The sequence below is a fragment of the Streptomyces cavernicola genome (assembly GCF_029968035.1).
Taxonomy (GTDB): domain Bacteria; phylum Actinomycetota; class Actinomycetes; order Streptomycetales; family Streptomycetaceae; genus Streptomyces; species Streptomyces cavernicola.
In genome coordinates, this window is sequence record NZ_JASCIQ010000020.1 from 43,710 (window position 1) to 62,643 (window position 18,934).

Genomic DNA, 18,934 nt, shown 5'->3' on the forward strand with positions numbered 1-18,934 from the left:
CGCCGTCCCCATGGCTGTGGCATGAAGAGCGCCGCGGGCGAAGGTTCCGCGACCCCGCCGGAGGACCCGCGCGGCGACGACGACGCGCGGCTGCGGGCCACGCTGCTGAGCCGCGGCTATCTGCGGCTGCTGGTGCTCTGCGCCCTGATCGGGATCCCCGTCGCGCTCGCCTGCTTCGCGTTCCTGACGGCGCAGCACGCCCTCCAGAACGTCGTGTGGGAGACGCTCCCGGAGGCCCTGGGCTTCGACCGCGCGCCCTGGTGGTGGCCGCTGCCCGCGCTGCTGCTCGCCGGCCTGATCCTCGCGCCGATCGTGACGCGGATGCCAGGTCGCGGCGGCCATGTGCCCGTACACGGCCTGGGCGGTCCGCCGCTCGGGCCGGCCGCCCTGCCGAGCGTGGTCCTGGCCGCGCTCGCCACGCTCCCGCTGGGCGTGGTGCTCGGTCCCGAGGCGCCGCTCATGGCGATCGGCGGCGGCCTCGCCCTGCTCGCGCTGCGCGCCCTGCGCCGGGCCGCCGAACCGGACGCCCGGGGCCGCATGCTGCTCGCCACGGCGGGCTCGACGGCGGCGATCTCCAGCATCTTCGGCGGGCCCGTCGTCGCGGCCGTGCTGGTCGTCGAGGGCGCCGGGATCGGCGGCGCCCAACTCGTCGTACTGCTCCTGCCGTGTCTGATCGCCGGCGGGACCGGGGCCCTGGTGTTCACCGGTTTCGGGAGCTGGACGGGCCTGTCCATCGGCGCGCTCTCCCTGCCCGAGGTGCCTCCGGACGTCACCCCGGACGCGGGCGACTTCCTGTGGGGCGTGCCCGCCGCCGTGCTGATCGCCGCGGCCGTGGCGGTGCTGCGCAGGCTGGGCCGCAGGACCGAGCGGTGGACCGCCGGGCACAGCGGCGTACGAGTCGTCGCGTGCGGTGCCGCGGCAGGCGTCCTGATGACCGCGTACGCGCTGCTCACCGGCCGGTCGGCGGAGGAGGCCGCGCTGTCCGGGCAGTCGGCGCTCGGCGGCCTCGCGGCCGCGCCGCACTCCTGGTCCGTGGGGGCGCTGCTCGCGCTCGCCGTGTGCAAGGGACTGGCCTGGAGCATCTGCCTAGGCAGCATGCGCGGCGGGCCGATCTTCCCGGCCGTCTTCATCGGCGCGGCCCTCGGCATCGCCTGCGCGGGCCTGCCGGGGCTCGGCGCGACGCCGGGCCTCGCTCTCGGCATGGCCTCGGCCACCGCCGTCGTCACCGGCCTGCCGTTGACCAGTGCGGTGCTGACGGTGCTGCTGCTCGGCGTTGACGCGCACAACCAGATGCCGCTGATCGTGATCGCGTCCGTCGTCGGCATCGTCACGGCGCAACTGATGCGCGGCCGCCCGCCCGCCGCGGAGCCGGGCACGGAACCGGGAGCCGAGCCCGGCGCGAGGGAAACCGGGAAGCCTGCAGGGAAGCGCACCGCGGACGCGGCTCAGGAGCCCGGCGGGTGACCGGCGGGGAGGACACGAACGGTCGCGCGGGTCGCGCTGGCACGAACGGTAACGAGGAGACGAACGGTCACGCGGGGACGAACGGCGGCGGACCGGGGAGCGGCCGGCTTCTGGCGCGCCTCGTCCACCGTGTCCGCACCGATGGGCGGTGGCTCGTGACGGCGGCGGGCGCGGCGACGGCCGCCATGACCGCCGCCTACTTCCTCCTGCCCCTCGACCTCCTCGGCCCCCGACGCCCCGTGCTCAGCTGGACGTTGCTGGTCCTCGCCCTCGGCGTCATCGCGCTGCTGCTGCTCCGCCAGACCGGCGACGTGCTCACCGACCGGCCCGGCACCCGCCCCGGCTTCGCGATCCCGCTGCTGATGTGCGCGTCCGTCCTCGTCTTCGCGGGCGCGTACTACGTACTGGCCTCCGAACCCGGCGGGTTCGACGGGCTCCGCACCCGGGTCGACGCCCTGTACTTCACGCTGGTCACCCTCGCCACCATCGGCTACGGCGACATCACCGCGACGGGCCAGTCCGCGCGCGTGCTGACGATCCTGCAGATCCTCTACACCTTCGTCTTCCTCACCGCGGCGGCCACCGCCTTCAGCCGCCGCGTCCGTGGGGTGGTGTCCCTGCGCCACCGCCGTGCCGACCCGGCCCACCCGCCGGAGTCCGACGACACCCGAGGGAACGGCGGGGATAACGGCGGGGACCAGAACGGCTAGTCGGGCTCAGCGCACCCGTCCCCGCGGCTTCAGCGGTGTCGGCGGCAGTTCCGGGGCCGGCAGCGGGGCGCCCTCGTACCCCTTGACCTCGCCGAAGCGGTCCCCGTTCATCCAGTCCGAACGGGCCTGTGCGATCTCGTCGTTGGTGCGGCCGATGAAGTTCCACCACATGACGATCTCCTCCGCGAACGGCTCACCGCCGAGCAGCATCAGGCCCGCGTCCGAGGCCGCGCGCAGCGGGAGTTCGCCGCGGCCGCAGCCGAGGTAGAGCATCGAGCCCGGCAGGACCGGGACGCCGTCGACGTGGACCTCGCCGGACATCGACAGGACCGCGTACTCGAAGTCGGGCTCCAGGGGCAGCCGGAGGTCCGCGCCCGCCGTGAGCGCCAGGTCGGCGCCGACGATCGGGGTGTACGTCGTGCCGGGGGACGCCGCGCCGTCGACCGAGCCGAGGATCACCGTGGCCGTGAGCCCGGGGGCCGTGGCCTGCGGCAGCTCGGCGTGGTGCTCGAAGTGGGCGTCGACGTGCCGGTGGCTGTCGGGCAGCGCTACCCAGAGTTGGGCGCCGTGCAGATAGCGGGGGTGCGGGGCCGGGGACTGCTCGGCGTGGCTGATCGCGCTGCCGGAGGTCATGAGGCCCAGTTCGCGGGGGCGCACGGTCGCGCGGCAGCCGAGGGAGTCCTGGTGCAGGACCTCGCCCTCGTGCAGCCAACTGACGGTCTGCAGGCCCTGGTGCGGGTGCGGCGGGACCTGCATGCCGGGTTCGGAGGTGATGTCGTCGGGGCCGTAGTGGTCGACGAAGCACCAGGCGCCGACCATGCGGCGGCCCAGGTTGGGGAGCAGTCGGCGGACTTCGGTGGACTCGCCGAGCTGGACGCGGCGCGGGGCGAGGAGTTCGCGTACCGGCTCGGCGACGACGAAGCCTCGCCCGCCGCAGACGGACAGGGCGGCCTGACGGTCAAGGTTGCTCATGGCGCACAACCTAACCGAGACATCTGCGTACAGACATGGCTCGAAAGGGTCCCGTCCCCCGCACGGGGGTGCTTCCGCCGGCCCGGCCGAACCACCACGGAATCCCCCGCCCCCGCAGCCGCTCCGGCCCCTTCCGCCCCACGGGTCGGCCGCCTGGGCGAGCGCCACCCTGATCGTGCGCCGCCGCGCCCCTGGGCGTACGACTTCCGCGCAGACGCAAGGGAGTTACGAGGGTCCGGAGCCGTGCGGGAGCGGGCGGGGTTCAGCTCTCCGGGTCCGCCAGTTGCGGCGGTTCGCCCTCGGTCGTGGCCGTGTCGATCACGGCGAAGGCGGCGCCCTGCGGGTCGGCGACGACGGCGAAGCGGCCGAAGGCCATGGTCATCGGCCCGAAGTAGAGCCGCCCACCGAGGCGTTGGACGGTGGCGACGGCCTCGTCGCAGTCCTCGACGCCGAAGTACACGCTGATGTACGAGGGCGCCTCGGCCGGCACGTCGTCGGTCATCTTGAAGCGGCCCATCACGGGCTGCCCGTCGACCTCCCACAGCCGGAAGTCCATCGCGTCGTCCACGATCCGCTTCACGCCGAAGTCGAAGACCGCCGGGAAGAAGGCGTCCGCCGCGGCCGCGTCCCGCGTGAAGACCTCGGCCCAGCAGAAGGAGCCGGGCTCGCCCGTCTTCGCGAAGCCCTCGTGCTGCCCTGCCTGCCACACGCTGAAGTGCACGCCGCTCGGGTCCTGGGCGGTGACCATCGTGCCGAACTCGCCCACGGCCATCGGCTCCATGAGCAGCTTGCCGCCGTTGGCGGTGATCCTCTCCGCGGTGGCCGCCACGTCGGAGGAGGCGAAGTAGAAGTTCCAGGCGGCGGGCTGCCCGGCCATCTCGGGCAGCTGCGGTACGACGGCGGCGACGGCCTTGCCGTTCGAGTGCGCCTGGGTGTAGCCGCCGAATTCGGGTGAGCCCTCGTCGAAGGTCCAGCCGAGCAGCTCGCCGTAGAACTCCTTGGCGGCGCCGATGTCCGGGAACATGGCGTCCACCCAGCAGGGTGCGCCGTCCGCGAATGCGGTCATGGTGGTCCAGCCCTCTCCCGCCCCCTGCCTGATGTGCGTTGACTCTTGTCACGGTAGGGGCGGGGGCCGGGCGGCGCACGGTGGGGAGGCGGGCGCCCCGCCCCCCCCTTACGCGCGGGTCAGCCGGTCAGCTGCCGGTCGCCCCGGTGTGCAGGCGGCGATGCAGTTCCCGCACCTCGTCGGCCAGCTCGGGGACGGGGCCCTCCACCGGTACGTCCGGGGCGACCTCGTTGATCGGCAGGGACCGCACGGGTCCGGCCGGGACCCCCAACTCCTGGAGCCACTCGCCGAGTTGGGCCGCCGAGCTCACGTACACGATGCGGCCGAGGCCCACCCAGGCGTGCGCGGCGGAGCACATCGGGCAGTGCTCGCCGGAGGTGTAGACGGTGGCGGCGGTGCGCTCCTGCGGGCTCAGGTTCCCGGCGGCCCAGCGGGCGAGGGCGAACTCGGGGTGCTGGGTGTGGTCGCCGCCCGCCACCCGGTTGCGGTCCTCGGCGAGGATCTCGCCCTCGGCGTTCACGAGCACGGAGCCGAAGGGCTCGTCCCCGGCGTCGAGCGCCTCGGCGGCGAGCTCCACGCACCGGCGCAGATAAGGCAGTTCGGAGGCTTCCATGGATGTCTCCCTCTCTTCGCCGAGGCGGCCGGGGCGGCTCTCGCGGCCTCGCCGGCTCGGCTGTGCTTGGCGTATCGGTCCTGCTCTCCGGCTCCTCCTCCGAAGGCCTGTCCGTGATCGTATCGCCGGGGGCGGAGGCGTTGTACGGGCCCCGGGGGGGGCGTTGTCGCGGGGCTGCGGGAGGGGCTGAGCAGGGAGTTCGCCGAGCAAGGGTTGAGCAGGGGGTTCGCTGACAGGGGTTGAGGAGGGGCTGAGCAGGGCTTCAGGGAGAGGGAGATGTTGAGCGCCGGGGTGCGGTGAGGCTGGCGAGGAGTTTGAGGCGCTCCTCGGAGGCGCTGCCCGGCTCGGCCGTGTAGAGGGTCAGGTCGTGCATCGCCCGGTGGGCCATCGGCAGGTCCAGGGACACATAGGTCAGCTCCAGCTCGCCGACCTCCGGGTGCTGCAGGCGCTTCGCCCCGTCGTGGCGGATGCGGACGTCGTGCGCGGCCCACATGGTGCGGAAGTCGGGGCTCAGTGTGGAGAGCTCGCCGATCAGGTCGCGCAGCGCCCGGTCGTGGGGCTCGCGGCCCGCCTCGGCGCGCAGCAGCGCCGCGGTGGCCACGGCTGCGGCGTCCCAGTCGACGAAGAACTCCCGCGCGCCGGGGTCGAGGAAGACGTAGCGGGCGTTGTTGGGGCGGCCGTGCCGGTCGGCGGTGCGGCTCTCGTACAGGGGCGCCTGCAGGGCCCTGGCCAGCGCGTTGTCGGCGACGATGTCCTGGCGCCCATTGCGTACGAAAGCGGCGGACAGCGTCACCGAGTCGAGCAGCCACTGCACGTTCGGCGGGACCTGGACGTCCCTGCGGCGGGACGGCTTGCGGTGGGCGGAGCGGGCGGCGTGGGCCAGGTCGAAGAGATAGGTCCGCTCGTCCTCGTCCAGCTGCAGGGCCTGGGCCACGGCGGCGAGCACGTCCTCGGAGACGCCGCTGATGTGGCCCTTCTCAAGCCGCGTGTACCACTCGGTGCTCACTCCGGCGAGTACGGCGACCTCCTCGCGCCGCAGCCCCGGGACGCGGCGGCGGCCGCTGGTGGGGAGTCCGACCTGCTCGGGCGTGATCTTCGCGCGCCGGCTGGCGAGGAAGTCGCGGATCTCGGTGCGGTGGTCGGGGCGCTGGTCCATGACCTCCACGGTAGCCAGGCGGGGCCGCTGGAGGGGGGTCGAGTTTGTACCCCTGTAAACCCGACCTTCTCCGCCCGCGGGAAGCCCGCTTTTCTGGGATCACCACCCCCTCGTTCCCGGGCTCACCCCCCTTCGTCTCCGGGACGAGCACCCGGACCTGCCGGGCTCACCGCCCCCTCACCACCTGCACGGAGTTGACGTATGAGTTCGCGAGGCGCAGTCCTCGACGCCCCCGCCCACGGGCGTCCCGAAGACCTCGACAAGCAGTCCGCACCCCGGCTTCCGCTCGTCGTCCACATCCTGGCCCTCGGCACCTTCCTGATGGGCACGACGGAGTTCGTGGTGGCCGGGCTGCTGCCGGAGATCGCGGGCGACCTGCGGGTCGGCGTCGCCGGGACCGGCCTCCTGATCACCGTGTTCGCCGTCGGCGTGATCGTGGGCGCACCGCTCATGGCGCTGCTCACCCTGCGGCTGCCCACCCGGCTGACGCTGATGCTGGCCCTCGGCGTCTTCTCCGTCGGACACGTCGTCGTCGCCCTCGGCTCGCACTTCGCGCTGCTGCTCGCGGCACGGTTCCTCACCGCGGTCGCCACGGGCGCTTTCTGGGCCGTGGCCAACGTCGCCGCCGCCCGCGCCGCGGGCCCCGCGGCCGCCTCCCGCGCCCTCGGCGTGGTGGGCGCAGGGGCGATGCTCGCTAACGTCGTCGGCGTGCCGCTGGGTGCGTTCGCCGGTCAACTCATGAGCTGGCGCGGCCCGTTCTGGGCCCTGGCGGGCCTCTCCGCGGCGGCCATCGTGCTCATCGGCCGCGCCGTCCCGCACGACGGCCCGGCCGAGCACACCGTGTCGATCCGCGGCGAGCTGACCGCGCTCCGCTCCGGCCGCCTGTGGCTGGTCCTGGCCGCCTGCGCCACCACCACCGGCGGTGTGCTCGCGGCGTACTCGTACATCGCACCGCTGCTCACCGGCCGCGCCGGGATCTCCGCCGGGGTCGTGCCGCTGGTCCTCGTCGGATTCGGCGTCGGCTCGCTCATCGGGTCGATCGTCGGTGGCCGCATCGGCGACCGCCGCCCGCACACCGTCACCCTCGTCGCCGCCGCGAGCACCGCGCTGCTGCTCCTGGCGCTCGTCCTGCTCTCCGCGCTCGCCGTCCCCACGGTCGTGCTGATCGCCCTGCTCGGCTTCTTCGGTCTCGGCGCCAACCCCGTACTGATGGCGCTCGCCGTCCGGTACGCGCGGCAGGCGCCCACTCTCGCCTCCGCGCTGACCGTGTCGGCGTTCAACTTCGGCACCGCCATCGGCTCCTGGGTCGCCGGCCTCACCCTCGACACCATCGGCGCGACCGGCCCCGCCATCGTCGGAACGGCCGTCGCCGCCCTCACCCTCGCCCCTACGACCGCCATCGCCCTGATCCACCGTCGACGGAGTGTTGACAGCGAGTTCCCGACAGATTGAGGAAGCGGTCCCGTTGAAACGTTGCTCCCGTTGAAAATCGGCCAGGGTTGAAGAATCGGCCCCGTTGAAGAATCGCTCCCGGCACGCTCACACTCGTGCGCCTCGTTCGACTCGTACCCGTCGTCCAGGAGATGAGGGCAGGCGCCGGTGCCGGCCCGCGTCCCTGACGTTCTGGCCATCACCGCACGAGATCCGGAGCGAACCACATGACCGAGTCCATCGAGAGCCCGCTGGCGCTGCCCGCGGCTCGGCGCCGCTTCCTCAAGCCGGCCGCCGGGGCGCGGCCCGACGCCGGGGTCGAGGACAAGATCCTGAAGCTGGAGCGGCAGTCCGGCTCCTTCAAGCGGCTCATCGCGGCACGCGTCGGACGCCGCTTCGCCGAGGACGTCTGGCAGAGCGCGCTGCTCCAGATGACCGAGCATCTGCAGCGCGGCCACGAGGTCGCCAACCTGTACGCGTACATGCGCACGGTGTGCGTCAACTGCGCCAACAAGGAGTTGGGCCGCCAGTACCGGCGCTCGGAGGTCATGGTGGGCGGCGCCGCCGAACTCGACCTCCAGGGCGCGGAGGACGCGGAGTTGGACGACTCCGGGCTGCGCTACAGCGACGTCCGGGACATCCTCGCCGCCGCCCTGACGCCTCTGGAGCACCAGGTGTACGTGCTCCGGCACGTGTTCGGCATGACGTCGAAGGACATCGGCCGGCACCTCGACCGCTCCCCCGCCGCCGTACGCCAGACGCTCTCCCGGGCCGACGGCAAGCTGCGGGACCCGGAGGTGCTCGCGTGCTTCGACCACCGCCTCACGTACGACGCGTAACGGCCGGTAGATCCCTTCGCGTGCCTACGGATCCCCGCCCCGGCCCCGAACTCCCTTGAGGGAACGGGTGGTTGACGGGACGCCTCCGCAGGACCGAGTGGGGACCGCATCGATCCGTCGATCCGTCGATCCTCAACGGCCGGGCCCGAGTGGCATCGGGCCCGGCCGTCCACCGAAACCCGCAGAACCTCGGGGAGACACCTATGGCCCGCTTGCTCCATCTCATCGTCGTGTTCGCGACGAGCCTCTGCACCGCCGTCCACCGCTTCATCGATCGGCTACTGACCCGGCGGCCGGTATGGGCCGTCGCCCGGCCCCGGCGCGGCGGGGCCCGGCAGCGCCGACTCGTCCGCCAGATCGCCCTTCCGAGCGACTCAGGGGATTCGGTGCAGAGTCTCAAGCCCCGCGAAGTGTGAGCAGCACCGGGCCGGTTCCGAGATCGGGGGCTGGAACCGACACGGTGCTGAACCACCCACGCCGGAGCGCACACGAGTCGGGGGGGGGGGGGGGGGGGGGGGGGGGGGGCGGGGGGGGGGCGGGGCGGGGGGGGGGGGGGGGGGGGGGCCCGGGGGCGCGCCCCCCCCCCCCCCCCCCCCCCCCCCCCCCCCCCCCCCCCCGCCCCCCCCCCCCCCCCCCCCCCCCCCCCCCCCCCCCCCCCCCCCCCCGCCCGCCCCGCCCCCCCCCCCCCCCCCCCCCCCCCCGCCGCACATCCCCGTAAAAAAATTTCTCGAATTCCCGCCGCACACCGATGAGTTCCGTACGCCCGCTCCGTCTACCCCCTCGGACACCCCTCGCACGGCAAGCAGCAACGGCAGGCCGGCAGGCACGGAGACGGAACCCCGAGGAGCCCACATGGCCGCGCGCACCCACCAGCAGATGGTCTTCATCAATCTCGCGGTGAAGGACATCGAACTGTCGAAGAAGTTCTTCGGCGAGGTCGGGTACGAACTCAACCCCCAGTTCTCCGACGACGAGACCGCCTGCGTCGCGGTGAGCGACAGCATCGTCCTGATGCTCCTGCAGGAGGAGAAGTTCGCGCGCTTCACCGTGAAGCCCGTCGCGGACGCCACCCGCTCCACGGAGGCGCTGATCTGCCTGAGCGCGGGCAGCCGCCGCCAGGTCGACGAGCTCGTGGACCGCGCCCTGTCCGCGGGCGGCTCCCCCGCCGCCGAGCCGAGCGAGATGGGCTTCATGTACGGCCGCTCGTTCCTCGACCCGGACGGCCACCACTTCGAGGTCATGTGGATGGACGAGAACGCCGTGCAGGGCTGCTGACCGAACCGACCGAACGAACGGCATGGCAGCAGCGGACAAGGGCGTGCCAAGTTCATGGCAAGGGTGCGGCGGGCCGGGCGGCCGCACCGCCTCTACGATGTCCGCGTGTCAGACCATCCCGCCCCCGAGGCCCCGACCCCCGGCCCGGTCCCGGCCCCGTCCGCCGACCGCGAGGTCGAGTCGCTCGCCGAGTTCGACGCCGCGGTCGCCGCCCACGGCACCCTCGCCCACCACCGCGTCCAGGGCATCGACCTGACCCGGCGGACCTACGCGCTGCTCTCCGTCGACACCCAGGGCGCCGTCTTCCTCGGCTGCACGATGCGGCCCGACGCCGCCGCGAAGGTACGTGCGGACGGCGCCCTCGTCTTCCCGCCGGTGCCCGGCCTGCCCGTCGACCCGTACCGCGGGACGCTGTACTCCCCCGACGAGCTCTTCGCCGGCCTCGCGCAGGGGTACGAGGCGACTCCGGACGCCCGCGCCTACGCCTGGTTCCAGGAGACGAAGGCGGGCGGCGACGTGTTCGCGTCGATGCTCCGCGCCGTGCACGACGACTCCATCTCGGACGCCCTGGACGAACTCCTCGTCGGCCGCCGGGTGGTGGGCGTCATGGGCGGCCACGCCATGGGCCGCGGCACGGACGCGTACGCGGGCGCGGCACGCCTCGGCCGCACCCTCGCCCGCACCGGCCTGACCGTCGCGACCGGCGGCGGCCCCGGCGCCATGGAGGCCGCGAACCTCGGCGCGTACGCGGCCCCGTACGAGGACGAGATGCTCGACGAAGCCCTCGAACTCCTCGCCAAGGCCCCCTCGTTCACCCCCTCGGTCACCGACTGGGCGCGGGCCGCGTTCACCGTCCGCGAGAGCTGGCCCGCGGGCGGCGACTCGGTGGGCATCCCCACCTGGTTCTACGGCCACGAGCCGCCGAACGCCTTCGCCGGGCACATCGGCAAGTCTTCGCCAACTCCCCCAAGCTCTCGGCTTCGCTCGACCAGGGGGGGACCCCCACCCGCGAGGACGGCCTCCTCGCCCGGTCCACCGCCGGCGTGATCTTCCTGCCGGGCGCCGCGGGCACGGTCCAGGAGGTCTTCGACAACGCCACGCCCAACTACTACGAGTCGCGCGGCGAACCGACCCCGATGGTCCTGGTCGGCCGCGCGCACTGGACGGAGCGCCTCCCGGCCTGGCCGCTGCTGCGCTCGCTGGCCCGGGAACGCTCGATGGACGCGCGGATCGCCCTGGTCGACACGGTCGAGGAGGCGGCGGACACGCTGAGCCGCCTGGCGGCCGCGGCCTCCTGAGCCTCAACACACGGAAAGGCCCGCGCCGTTGGAACGGCGCGGGCCCTCTCTCGTACGTACAGTCTCAGCGGCGCGAGCCGACGAGGCGGGCGATGCCCCAGCCTGCGGCGGCGGCGAGGACGAGGCCGAGCAGGGAGAGCATCCCGGAGCTCGCGTCCGGACCCCACCAGGCCTCGGCGGGGAAGAACGGCGCCTCCTTCAGGAGGTAGATGAGGTCGCCGTTCGAAGCATCCATCTGCACCATCACGATGGCATTGGTCTGCCCGAAGAACGCGCCAAGCGCAGCGACGATCCCCGCCGAGACGTGCGCACCGCTGCTGCGCCTCCCGACGAGCCCGGCGACGGCGCCGACGGCTGCGCCGTTCAGCACACCGTGCCCCATGTACAGGGCGCGGCCCGTGGCCTCGTCAGTCAAGTTCTCGTACGAGGCCCAGATGATGGCCACATAGATCAGCGAGACCACGAACGAAACGAGCCAGCCGAGGAAGAACGCCCCGACCGCGCTGCCGCCGCCGCGCTGCGGTCCCGCGTACGGCATCGGGGGCTGCATGCCCGGCATCGGCGCGGGCTGGCCCGGGAACTGCGGCTGGCCCGGCGGCGGTCCGGGCATGCCCTGCTGCTGCGGCGGCATGGGCGGCGGCCCGGCCGGCGGCTGGGGAGGCATCGGCGGGGGCGCGCCGGGCCCGGACGGCTGCGCGTACGGGTTGCCGCCGTCCGGCTGGGGCGGCTGCGGCTGAGAGGCGGGTTGCCAGGGCTGGCTCATTGGTCCCCCGTGAAGCGGAATGAAGACTGAGGGTCCAAGTTATCAACGCGGTCAACAGGGCTGAACAGGCAGGACCGGGCAGGACCGGCGGGACCTGGCGGAACGTGCCGGGTTGCGCGGCTCAGCCGAGGACCACCACGTCCGCCATGTCGAACACGACCCCCACCCGGTCCCCGGACTCTGGCGCGTCCCGCAGCGCGCAGGCCGCTTCGAGCCGGGGCGCGGAGGCGTCCTCGGGCTGCAGGTGGACGGCGACGTGCGTGCCGCGGAAGGTGCGGGCCGTGACCGTGCAGGCCAATCCGTCCCGCGCGGCGACGAGTTGGACTCCGGCGGGGCGTACGAGCACGTCGTGGCTGCCCTGGGGGGAGCCGGGCGGCACCGGCAACTTGCCCCAGACGGTGTCGGCGGCCTCACCGCTGACCGTGCCCGGGGTGACGTTGTCGAAGCCGAGGAAGCGGGCGACGAACGCGTCGGCGGGCCGCTGCCACACGTCGAGGGGCGTGCCGCTCTGCGCGATCCGCCCGTCGCGCATGACGACGACCCGGTCGGCGAGCGCGAACGCCTCACCCTGGTCGTGCGTGACGGCGAGCACGGTGGTGCCCAACTCCCGGAAGAGTTCCCGCAGTTCGACGACGAGGCGTTCGCGCAGCGACCGGTCGAGCTGGCCGAGCGGCTCGTCCAGCATCAGCAGCCGCGGCCGCGGGGCGAGCGCGCGGGCGAGGGCGACACGCTGCTGCTCGCCGCCGGACAGCGAGGCGACGGCGCGGCGCGCGGCCCCGGGCAAGCCGACGAGTTCGAGCAACGCCCGTACGCGGGCGTCCTGTTCGGCGCGCGGTACGTGGTGCATGCGCAGGCCGAAGGCGACGTTGGCGCCGACGTCGCGCTGCGGGAACAGCTGGTGGTCCTGGAACATCAGGCCGACGCCGCGCTTGTGCGCGGGCACGCCGCCCTGGTCGCGGCCTTCGAGCAGGACATGGCCGCCGTCGGTGGTCTGGAGTCCGGCGACGACGCGCAGCAGTGTGGACTTGCCGCTTCCGCTGGGCCCGAGCACGCACACCGTCTCGTGCTCGGCGACGTCGAGTTCGACGCCGTCGAGCGCGGCCTGCCCGGCCGGGCCGCCGAAGCGTACGGACACGTCGTCGAGGCGCAGCATCAGAACTCTCCGGTCCGGTCGGTGCGGATGCGTTCGAGGAGCAGCAGCGAGGCCGCGCACACCAGCATCAGCAGGGTCGAAAGGGCCATCGCCTGCCCGTAGTTGAGCTCGCCGGCCCGGCTGAGCAGGGTGGCGACGGCGACGGGCAGGGTGGGCTGGTCGGGCCGTGCGATGAACACGGTCGCCCCGAACTCGCCGAGGGACACGGCGAACGCGAACCCGGCGGCGACGAGCAGGGCGCGCCGCACCATGGGCAGGTCCACCTCGCGCCACACCCGCCACGGCGACGCGCCGAGCACGGCGGCGGCCTCGCGGAGCCGTTCGTCGACGGCGCGAAGGACGGGCAGCATGGTGCGCACCACGAACGGCACGCCGACGAGGGCCTGCGCGAGCGGCACGAGGATCCAGGAGGCGCGCAGGTCGAGCGGCGGTTCGTCGAGCGTGATGAGGAAGCCGAACCCGACGGTCACGGCGGACACCCCGAGCGGCAGCATCAGGAGCGCGTCGAAGCCCCGTACCAGCCGTCCGGCCCTGCGCGTGAGCGCTGCGGCCGCGAGACCTCCGATGACCAGGGCGATCGCGGTGGCGGCGAGCGCGTACTCCAGGGAGTTCCCGACGGCCTCGACGGGCGGTACGAGGAAGGCGCCGCCCTCGGCGGAGCCGAGTTCCCGGAAGTAGTCGAAGCCGTAGCCGTCGGAGGGGTGCAGGGAGCGTTCGACGAGGACGGCGAGCGGGACGAGGACGAGCAGCAGCACGGCCAGCAACACCCCGCCGAGCAGCGCCCATTGGGCCGGGCCCTGCGGGCGGCGCGCGGTCTGCGCGGCGTCGACGAGCTTCAGCGCGGACTCGCGGCGGCGCACCGTCCAGGCGTGCACGGCGAGGACCGCGCCGACGGCGGCGAACTGCACGAGGGTGAGGACGGCGGCGGTGTCGAGGGCGAGGAGCTGCGCGGTCTGCCGGTAGATCTCCACTTCGAGGGTGGTGAAGCCGGGCCCGCCGAGGATCTGCACGACGCCGAACGACGTGAACGTGAACAGGAACACCATCAGCGCGGCCGCCGCGACGGCCGGCCCGAGCGCGGGCAGCGTCACCTGCCGCCAGGCCGCGAAGCGGGAGGCGCCGAGCATCCGCGCGGCCTCCTCCTGCCGCGGGTCGAGCTGCGCCCAGAGGCCGCCGACGGTGCGGACGACGACGGCGTAGTTGAAGAAGACATGCGCGAGGAGGATCGCCCACACGCTGGTGTCGAGCCGCAGCCCCCACAGCTCGTCGAGGACGCCGCCGCGCCCGAGCAGCGCCAGGAACGCGGTGCCGACGACGACGGTGGGCAGCACGAACGGCACGGTGACGACCGCCCGCAGCAGCTGCTTGCCGGGGAAGTCGAAGCGCGCGAAGACATACGCGCCGGGCAGCGCGATCAGCAGGGTGAGCCCGGTGGAGGCGAGGGCCTGCCAGCTGGTGAACCACAGGACGTGCTGGATGTCGGGGTCGGTGAGGACGTCCCTGAGCCGCCCGATCTGCCAACTGCCGCCCGCCCGGCGGTCCTTCAGGCCGCGCGCGACGATCGCGGCGACCGGGTAGGCGAAGAACACCGCGAAGAACGCGACGGGCAGGGCCATCAGGCCGAGCCGCACCGCGCTCCCGCGGACGTCCCTTTGGGGGCGGGCCCCGGTGGTTACTTCAGGACCAGCGACTGCCACGACTTGACCCAGTCCTCACGGTTCTCCGTGATCTTCTTCGGGTCCATGGTCTTCGGGTTCTCGACCTCGACGCCGAACTCCGTGAACAGCTCGGGCAGTTGGGTGCCCTCACGGACCGGGTTCACGAACATCTGCAGCGGCATGTCCGCCTGGAACTCCTTGGAGATCAGGAAGTCCAGGAGCGCCTTGCCGCCCTTCTCGTTCTTCGCCCCGTCGAGCAGCCCGGCGAACTCGGTCTGCCGGAAGCACGTCTCGGTGGCGACGCCGGTCGGCGCCTCCTTCGGCTGCGGCTTCGCGTACAGCACCTCGGCGGGCGGGCTGGAGGCGTACGACACGACGAGCGGCCGGTCCGCCTTGGCCTTCTTGCCGCCGGCGGAGCCGGAGAACTCCTCGTTGTACGCCTGCTCCCAGCCGTCGACGACCTTGACGCCGTTGGCCTTCAGCTTCTTCCAGTAGTCCTGCCAGCCCTTGTCGCCGTACTCGGCGGCGGTGCCGAGGAGGAAGCCGAGGCCGGGCGAGGAGGTCGCGGCGTCCTCGGTGACGAGGAGGTTCTTGTACGCGGGCTTGACCAGGTCGTCGAGGGTCTTCGGCGGGGCCAGCTTCTTGTCCGCGAAGTACTTCTTGTCGTAGTTGACGCAGATGTCGCCGCTGTCGACGGGCGTGACGTGGTGCTTCTCGTCCACCCGGTACTCGGGCATGACCTGGTCCAGGCCCTTCGCCTCGTACGGCGTGAACAGGTCGTTGTCGACGGCGCGGGACAGCAGGGTGTTGTCGACGCCGAAGAGGACGTCGCCCTGCGGGTTGCCCTTGGAGAGGACGGCCTTGTTGACGACCTCGCCGGCGTCGCCGCCCTTGAGGACCTTGACCTTGTACCCGGACTTCTTCTCGAACTCCTTCAGCACGTCGGGCGAGACGTTGAAGGACGAGTGCGTGACGAGCGTGACGGTCTTGCCGCCGTCGCCGGAGGCCTCGGAGCCGTCCGAGCCGCCGCAGGCGGCGAGGGCGCCGACGCCGAGCGCCCCACAGAGAACTGCCGTGCAGGCACGCCGAACATTGATCTTCATGACTGGTGCTGACTCCCTACGCCGGTATGACCCGGATCAGGTCCGAGGGTCTGCGGCGGTGCCGCACTCTCAGCGCCCTTGGTGGCGCTCCCCTGTCGGAATTCATTTTTCGAAATTCATTCGTACGAACGCACGATACTGCACGGCACCCGTGCCGGTCTCCCGGCACGGGTGCTCGCTCAACGCTCGGCGGCGGCGAGCTGCCCGCAGGCCCCGTCGATCTCCTGGCCGCGGGTGTCCCGGATGGTGACGGGCACGCCGTGCGCCGCGATGGCCTCGACGAACGCCTTCTCGTCCTCGGGCCGCGAGGCCGTCCACTTCGAGCCGGGCGTCGGGTTCAGCGGGATCAGGTTGACGTGCACCCGCTTGCCCTTGAGGAGCCGCCCGAGCCGGTCACCGCGCCACGCCTGGTCGTTGATGTCCCGGATCAGCGCGTACTCGATGGAGATGCGGCGGCCCGACTTGTCCGCGTACTCCCAGGCGGCGTCGAGGACTTCGCGGACCTTCCAGCGGGTGTTGACGGGCACGAGGGTGTCGCGCAGCTCGTCGTCCGGCGCGTGCAGCGAGACCGCGAGGCGGCACTTGAAGCCCTCGTCGGCGAACCGCAGCATCGCGGGCACCAGGCCGACCGTGGACACGGTGATGCCGCGCTGCGAGATGCCGAGGCCGTCCGGCTCCGGGTCGGTCAACCGGCGGATGGCGCCGACCACGCGGTTGTAGTTGGCGAGCGGCTCGCCCATGCCCATGAACACGATGTTCGACAGGCGCGCGGGACCGCCCGGAACCTCACCGTCCCTGAGCGCCCGCATGCCGTCCACGATCTGGTGCACGATCTCCGCGGTCGACAGGTTCCGGTCGAGCCCGGCCTGCCCCGTCGCGCAGAACGGGCAGTTCATACCGCAGCCGGCCTGCGAGGAGATGCACATGGTGACCCGGTCCGGGTACCGCATCAGGACGGACTCGACGAGCGTCCCGTCATGCAGCTTCCACAGCGTCTTACGGGTCGTGTCGTCGTCACAGCTGATGTGCCGCACGACCGACATCAGGTCGGGCAGCAGCGCTTCCTGCAGCTTGCCGCGGGCGGCGGCCGGAATGTCCGTCCACTGCTCGGGGTCGTGCGCGTACCGCGCGAAGTAGTGCTGCGACAGCTGTTTGGCGCGGAACGGCTTCTCGCCGATCGCGGCCACCGCTTCCTTGCGCTCGGCGGGCGTGAGGTCGGCGAGATGCCGCGGCGGCTTCTTGGCTCCGCGGGGCGCGACGAAAGTGAGTTCTCCAGGCTTAGGCATGACCTATCCAGTGTGGCAGATCCACTTCCGCTGACCTGCTGCTCCACCTACGAACGGTGGTCGTAGCCGGTCGTCGTTGGTCGTCTTGGGCCGCCCCTTGACGGCCCACAGACGGCCCCGCGCTGAGCCGCCGAACACCCGAAAGTGCTGGTAGCTACCCGTCGAGGCCGCGGTGCTTCGCTCCTGGAGTTCCCCACGCCGTCACTCCCCCAGGGCCCGTAGATGGGCCGCGAAGTCCTCAGTGAGGCTCTCCAGGACAGCCTTCCCTTTGTCCGCCGTGGCGTACGACGGGAAGCCGATGACTCCGGACTCGGTGTAGGCCTTCATCCCCTCCACGAGAAGGAACGGGCGGTCTCCGCCGTCGTGGTCGGCGGTCTCGTACCCAGGGCGCACAAGGTCCGGCTCCGCGTGAAGCAGGATGGAGGTCTCGATCTCTCCGGCGTGCATGTCTGCGTGCCTGCTGCTGACCATCCCTGCATGATCGCGAGCCCGGTCCCACTCAGGGCCCTGGGGGAAGAGGCTCATCCGGGGCTCGGTCAGGTTGGCCTCCTGGACGATGTTCGACAGCACGTAGTTGCCGCCGTGCGCGTTCACCAGGACCAGCTTCCGGATGCCGGACGCCTCCAGGGACTCCGCGATGTCGGTGATCACGGCATGCAGCGTCCGGGCGCTGATGCTGACCGTCCCCGGCCACGTGCCGTGCTCATGGCTGCACGCAATGGAGACGGGCGGCAGAGAGAGAACCGGGTACGCCGCCGCCAGCTCTCGGGTGATGATGCAGGCGATAGCCGTGTCAGTGACCAGCGGCAGGTACGCCCCGTGCTGCTCGAACGAGCCGACTGGCAGTACAGCAACCTGCGGTGACTGAGCCTGGACGTCGGTCGTGGTGATGGTGGGCAGCAGGTTCACGTCTCTCCTTCGATTCCGGGTCAGCTCCCCTTCATAGTGCCCAATTGGCGGTTGAACTCTGCGATCTCGACCAGCTTGCTCCAGCGCGAAAGCAGGTCCTGTACTCGTCCCAGTTCGGCCAGGATGCGCGCCGAACCTGTGCTCTGGGCGATGGCGATCGCCTGCGCGCCCGCGTTGTAGGCGGCCTCCACGTCCTCAAGCTGCGCGTAGGCCGTAGCCAGCCTGGCGAGGCAGAGGCCGCGGTCACGCTCCTGTTCCGCCGGCCATTGGGTCAGGCTCGCCTCCAGCGTGCGCACGGCCTCCTCGGGCCGCTGGAAGCGCAGCGCGGAGTTCGCCGCCTCCATGTCGATGTACGACGCCGAGCAGTACGGCGCGAGGCTACCCGGTTCAACGGAAGCCGCCTCCGCGAGCGACCGGGCTTCGTCGAAGGTCCGGGCCGCGTCGTCGGCTTGCCCAAGCAGTGCCTCGGAGTTGGCGCGGGCTCGCAGGGCCACAGCGCGCACTTCGCCGGGGAGCTTGCGGTCGTCTCGCAGAGCCGCCTTCGCCAGACCGATGGCATATCCGGCCTGCCCGGCCTCGGCCGCGATGTTGCTTCGCCTCTGGAAGATGTACGAGCTGAGTGCCGGGTCCCCCAGCTCGAAGGCGTAGTCGAGCGCGCGGTTCGTCCACAGCATCGCCTCCCGGGAGTCCCCCGTGTCCTGGTGAAGCCACCCCAGGAATTCGGCGTACCGCGCTCCCACGCGGAGGACGTCTTCCCGTACGTCGCCCCGCGCTTCCTTGCACAGCTCCTCAATGAGGGGGACCTGACTCTGCACGGGAGGCACCAGGAATCGCGGTCCCACAAGGGGCTCGGCCTGAGTGTGCTGGACGAACACCGACTTGAGGTACCCAAGGATCTCGGGGTTGGCCTTCGGTGTGGGAAGGCGAGGGCTGGGCAGTGAGGGCAGGCTGTCGAGCTGCGATGGAGCCGTTTCAAGTTCCAGACCGAGTTCGACCCGAGTCGCCTGGTAGACCTCGGAGAAGAGGGCCTGGTAGTCCGCTCCAGGAGCGCGCCGGCCGTTCTCGAACATGGAGATCTGCGTCTTGAGGCTTGACCGTGACGGCAGTTCGATCCCGAGCCGTTCGGCCGCGTCCTCCAGGGCATCCATCAACTCGACCTGTGACCACCCGCGAGCGATCCGGGCCGCCTGCAACTTCGTCTTCATCGCGCCCCCGCACGTCAGGCGATGCTTGGTCTC

At 72.1% G+C, this 18,934-nt stretch carries 17 protein-coding genes, 1 pseudogene and 1 riboswitch; of the genes and pseudogenes, 7 read left to right on the forward strand and 11 right to left on the reverse strand.

Annotation, left to right across the window (positions count from 1 at the left end):
- Positions 1 to 21 precede the first annotated feature (21 nt).
- Both QIS96_RS19655 and QIS96_RS19660 read left to right on the forward strand, forming a co-directional pair.
- Complete coding sequence (locus QIS96_RS19655) at positions 22 to 1,464, forward strand: chloride channel protein (RefSeq protein ID WP_282543960.1); 1,443 nt, start codon at positions 22 to 24, stop codon at positions 1,462 to 1,464.
- 185 nt (positions 1,465 to 1,649) lie between these two features.
- Positions 1,650 to 2,174 carry a potassium channel family protein gene (locus tag QIS96_RS19660; RefSeq protein ID WP_282544060.1) on the forward strand — a complete coding sequence of 175 codons (525 nt, stop codon included), beginning with the start codon at positions 1,650 to 1,652 and terminating at the stop codon, positions 2,172 to 2,174.
- Between the two features lie 6 nt (positions 2,175 to 2,180).
- Here the strand turns inward: QIS96_RS19660 and QIS96_RS19665 are convergent, their stop codons facing one another.
- The 4 genes from QIS96_RS19665 to QIS96_RS19680 all read right to left on the reverse strand — a co-directional run bounded on the left by QIS96_RS19665 (position 2,181) and on the right by QIS96_RS19680 (position 5,981).
- Positions 2,181 to 3,146 (reverse strand): pirin family protein, encoded by a 966-nt coding sequence (locus QIS96_RS19665; RefSeq protein WP_282543961.1) that lies wholly within the window; start codon positions 3,144 to 3,146, stop codon positions 2,181 to 2,183.
- 262 nt (positions 3,147 to 3,408) lie between these two features.
- Positions 3,409 to 4,212: a VOC family protein gene (locus tag QIS96_RS19670; protein WP_282543962.1), complete on the reverse strand. Its 804-nt coding sequence runs from the start codon at positions 4,210 to 4,212 to the stop codon at positions 3,409 to 3,411.
- Positions 4,213 to 4,339: 127 nt separating this feature from the next.
- Positions 4,340 to 4,825 carry a nucleoside deaminase gene (locus tag QIS96_RS19675; RefSeq protein WP_282543963.1) on the reverse strand — a complete coding sequence of 162 codons (486 nt, stop codon included), beginning with the start codon at positions 4,823 to 4,825 and terminating at the stop codon, positions 4,340 to 4,342.
- A gap of 262 nt (positions 4,826 to 5,087) precedes the next feature.
- Positions 5,088 to 5,981, reverse strand: coding sequence for a helix-turn-helix transcriptional regulator (locus QIS96_RS19680; protein WP_282543964.1), 894 nt, complete (start codon positions 5,979 to 5,981; stop codon positions 5,088 to 5,090).
- Between the two features lie 201 nt (positions 5,982 to 6,182).
- Here QIS96_RS19680 and QIS96_RS19685 point away from each other — a divergent pair, with 201 nt between their 5' ends.
- The 5 genes and pseudogenes from QIS96_RS19685 (at position 6,183) to QIS96_RS19705 (ending at position 10,824) form a co-directional block, all read left to right on the forward strand.
- Complete coding sequence (locus tag QIS96_RS19685) at positions 6,183 to 7,433, forward strand: MFS transporter (RefSeq protein ID WP_282543965.1); 1,251 nt, start codon at positions 6,183 to 6,185, stop codon at positions 7,431 to 7,433.
- 206 nt (positions 7,434 to 7,639) lie between these two features.
- Complete coding sequence (locus QIS96_RS19690; protein ID WP_282543966.1) at positions 7,640 to 8,251, forward strand: RNA polymerase sigma factor; 612 nt, start codon at positions 7,640 to 7,642, stop codon at positions 8,249 to 8,251.
- A gap of 203 nt (positions 8,252 to 8,454) precedes the next feature.
- Positions 8,455 to 8,667: a hypothetical protein gene (locus QIS96_RS19695; RefSeq protein ID WP_282543967.1), complete on the forward strand. Its 213-nt coding sequence runs from the start codon at positions 8,455 to 8,457 to the stop codon at positions 8,665 to 8,667.
- A gap of 436 nt (positions 8,668 to 9,103) precedes the next feature.
- Positions 9,104 to 9,526: a VOC family protein gene (locus QIS96_RS19700; RefSeq protein ID WP_282543968.1), complete on the forward strand. Its 423-nt coding sequence runs from the start codon at positions 9,104 to 9,106 to the stop codon at positions 9,524 to 9,526.
- A 105-nt stretch (positions 9,527 to 9,631) separates the two neighbouring features.
- Positions 9,632 to 10,824, forward strand: a pseudogene (locus QIS96_RS19705) (LOG family protein).
- A gap of 64 nt (positions 10,825 to 10,888) precedes the next feature.
- Here the strand turns inward: QIS96_RS19705 and QIS96_RS19710 are convergent.
- From QIS96_RS19710 to QIS96_RS19740, 7 genes are all read right to left on the reverse strand, one after another.
- Positions 10,889 to 11,587, reverse strand: a complete 699-nt coding sequence (locus tag QIS96_RS19710) for a hypothetical protein (protein WP_282543969.1) — start codon at positions 11,585 to 11,587, stop codon at positions 10,889 to 10,891.
- A 121-nt stretch (positions 11,588 to 11,708) separates the two neighbouring features.
- Positions 11,709 to 12,740 (reverse strand): ABC transporter ATP-binding protein, encoded by a 1,032-nt coding sequence (locus QIS96_RS19715; RefSeq protein WP_408907219.1) that lies wholly within the window; start codon positions 12,738 to 12,740, stop codon positions 11,709 to 11,711.
- Positions 12,740 to 14,371, reverse strand: a complete 1,632-nt coding sequence (locus QIS96_RS19720) for an ABC transporter permease (protein WP_408907220.1) — start codon at positions 14,369 to 14,371, stop codon at positions 12,740 to 12,742. The genes QIS96_RS19715 and QIS96_RS19720 overlap by 1 nt, the downstream gene beginning before the upstream one ends.
- A 41-nt stretch (positions 14,372 to 14,412) precedes the next feature.
- Positions 14,413 to 15,501: a thiamine ABC transporter substrate-binding protein gene (locus tag QIS96_RS19725; RefSeq protein ID WP_282543970.1), complete on the reverse strand. Its 1,089-nt coding sequence runs from the start codon at positions 15,499 to 15,501 to the stop codon at positions 14,413 to 14,415.
- A riboswitch (TPP riboswitch) is annotated at positions 15,498 to 15,605 on the reverse strand. Its footprint overlaps the gene before it by 4 nt.
- 75 nt (positions 15,606 to 15,680) lie before the next feature.
- Entirely contained in the window at positions 15,681 to 16,787 is a 1,107-nt protein-coding gene (rlmN, locus tag QIS96_RS19730) for a 23S rRNA (adenine(2503)-C(2))-methyltransferase RlmN (RefSeq protein WP_282543971.1), read from the reverse strand.
- A gap of 201 nt (positions 16,788 to 16,988) precedes the next feature.
- The gene (locus QIS96_RS19735) at positions 16,989 to 17,696 is read right to left on the reverse strand and encodes a creatininase family protein (protein WP_282543972.1); all 708 of its coding nucleotides are present in this window, start codon (positions 17,694 to 17,696) and stop codon (positions 16,989 to 16,991) included.
- Between the two features lie 20 nt (positions 17,697 to 17,716).
- Positions 17,717 to 18,901, reverse strand: a complete 1,185-nt coding sequence (locus QIS96_RS19740; RefSeq protein WP_282543973.1) for a helix-turn-helix domain-containing protein — start codon at positions 18,899 to 18,901, stop codon at positions 17,717 to 17,719.
- Between the last annotated feature and the right edge of the window lie 33 nt (positions 18,902 to 18,934).

What these genes read in the sequence shown, in the direction of transcription:
- QIS96_RS19695 (WP_282543967.1), top strand. Translation starts at nt 8,455, where the DNA reads ATGGCCCGCTTGCTCCATCTCATCGTCGTGTTCGCGACGAGCCTCTGC.
- QIS96_RS19680 (WP_282543964.1), bottom strand. Translation starts at nt 5,981, where the DNA reads ATGGACCAGCGCCCCGACCACCGCACCGAGATCCGCGACTTCCTCGCC.
- QIS96_RS19685 (WP_282543965.1), top strand. Translation starts at nt 6,183, where the DNA reads ATGAGTTCGCGAGGCGCAGTCCTCGACGCCCCCGCCCACGGGCGTCCC.
- QIS96_RS19700 (WP_282543968.1), top strand. Translation starts at nt 9,104, where the DNA reads ATGGCCGCGCGCACCCACCAGCAGATGGTCTTCATCAATCTCGCGGTG.
- QIS96_RS19655 (WP_282543960.1), top strand. Translation starts at nt 22, where the DNA reads ATGAAGAGCGCCGCGGGCGAAGGTTCCGCGACCCCGCCGGAGGACCCG.
- QIS96_RS19725 (WP_282543970.1), bottom strand. Translation starts at nt 15,501, where the DNA reads ATGAAGATCAATGTTCGGCGTGCCTGCACGGCAGTTCTCTGTGGGGCG.
- QIS96_RS19715 (WP_408907219.1), bottom strand. Translation starts at nt 12,740, where the DNA reads ATGCTGCGCCTCGACGACGTGTCCGTACGCTTCGGCGGCCCGGCCGGG.
- QIS96_RS19710 (WP_282543969.1), bottom strand. Translation starts at nt 11,587, where the DNA reads ATGAGCCAGCCCTGGCAACCCGCCTCTCAGCCGCAGCCGCCCCAGCCG.
- rlmN (WP_282543971.1), bottom strand. Translation starts at nt 16,787, where the DNA reads ATGCCTAAGCCTGGAGAACTCACTTTCGTCGCGCCCCGCGGAGCCAAG.
- QIS96_RS19660 (WP_282544060.1), top strand. Translation starts at nt 1,650, where the DNA reads ATGACCGCCGCCTACTTCCTCCTGCCCCTCGACCTCCTCGGCCCCCGA.
- QIS96_RS19740 (WP_282543973.1), bottom strand. Translation starts at nt 18,901, where the DNA reads ATGAAGACGAAGTTGCAGGCGGCCCGGATCGCTCGCGGGTGGTCACAG.
- QIS96_RS19690 (WP_282543966.1), top strand. Translation starts at nt 7,640, where the DNA reads ATGACCGAGTCCATCGAGAGCCCGCTGGCGCTGCCCGCGGCTCGGCGC.
- QIS96_RS19670 (WP_282543962.1), bottom strand. Translation starts at nt 4,212, where the DNA reads ATGACCGCATTCGCGGACGGCGCACCCTGCTGGGTGGACGCCATGTTC.
- QIS96_RS19675 (WP_282543963.1), bottom strand. Translation starts at nt 4,825, where the DNA reads ATGGAAGCCTCCGAACTGCCTTATCTGCGCCGGTGCGTGGAGCTCGCC.
- QIS96_RS19665 (WP_282543961.1), bottom strand. Translation starts at nt 3,146, where the DNA reads ATGAGCAACCTTGACCGTCAGGCCGCCCTGTCCGTCTGCGGCGGGCGA.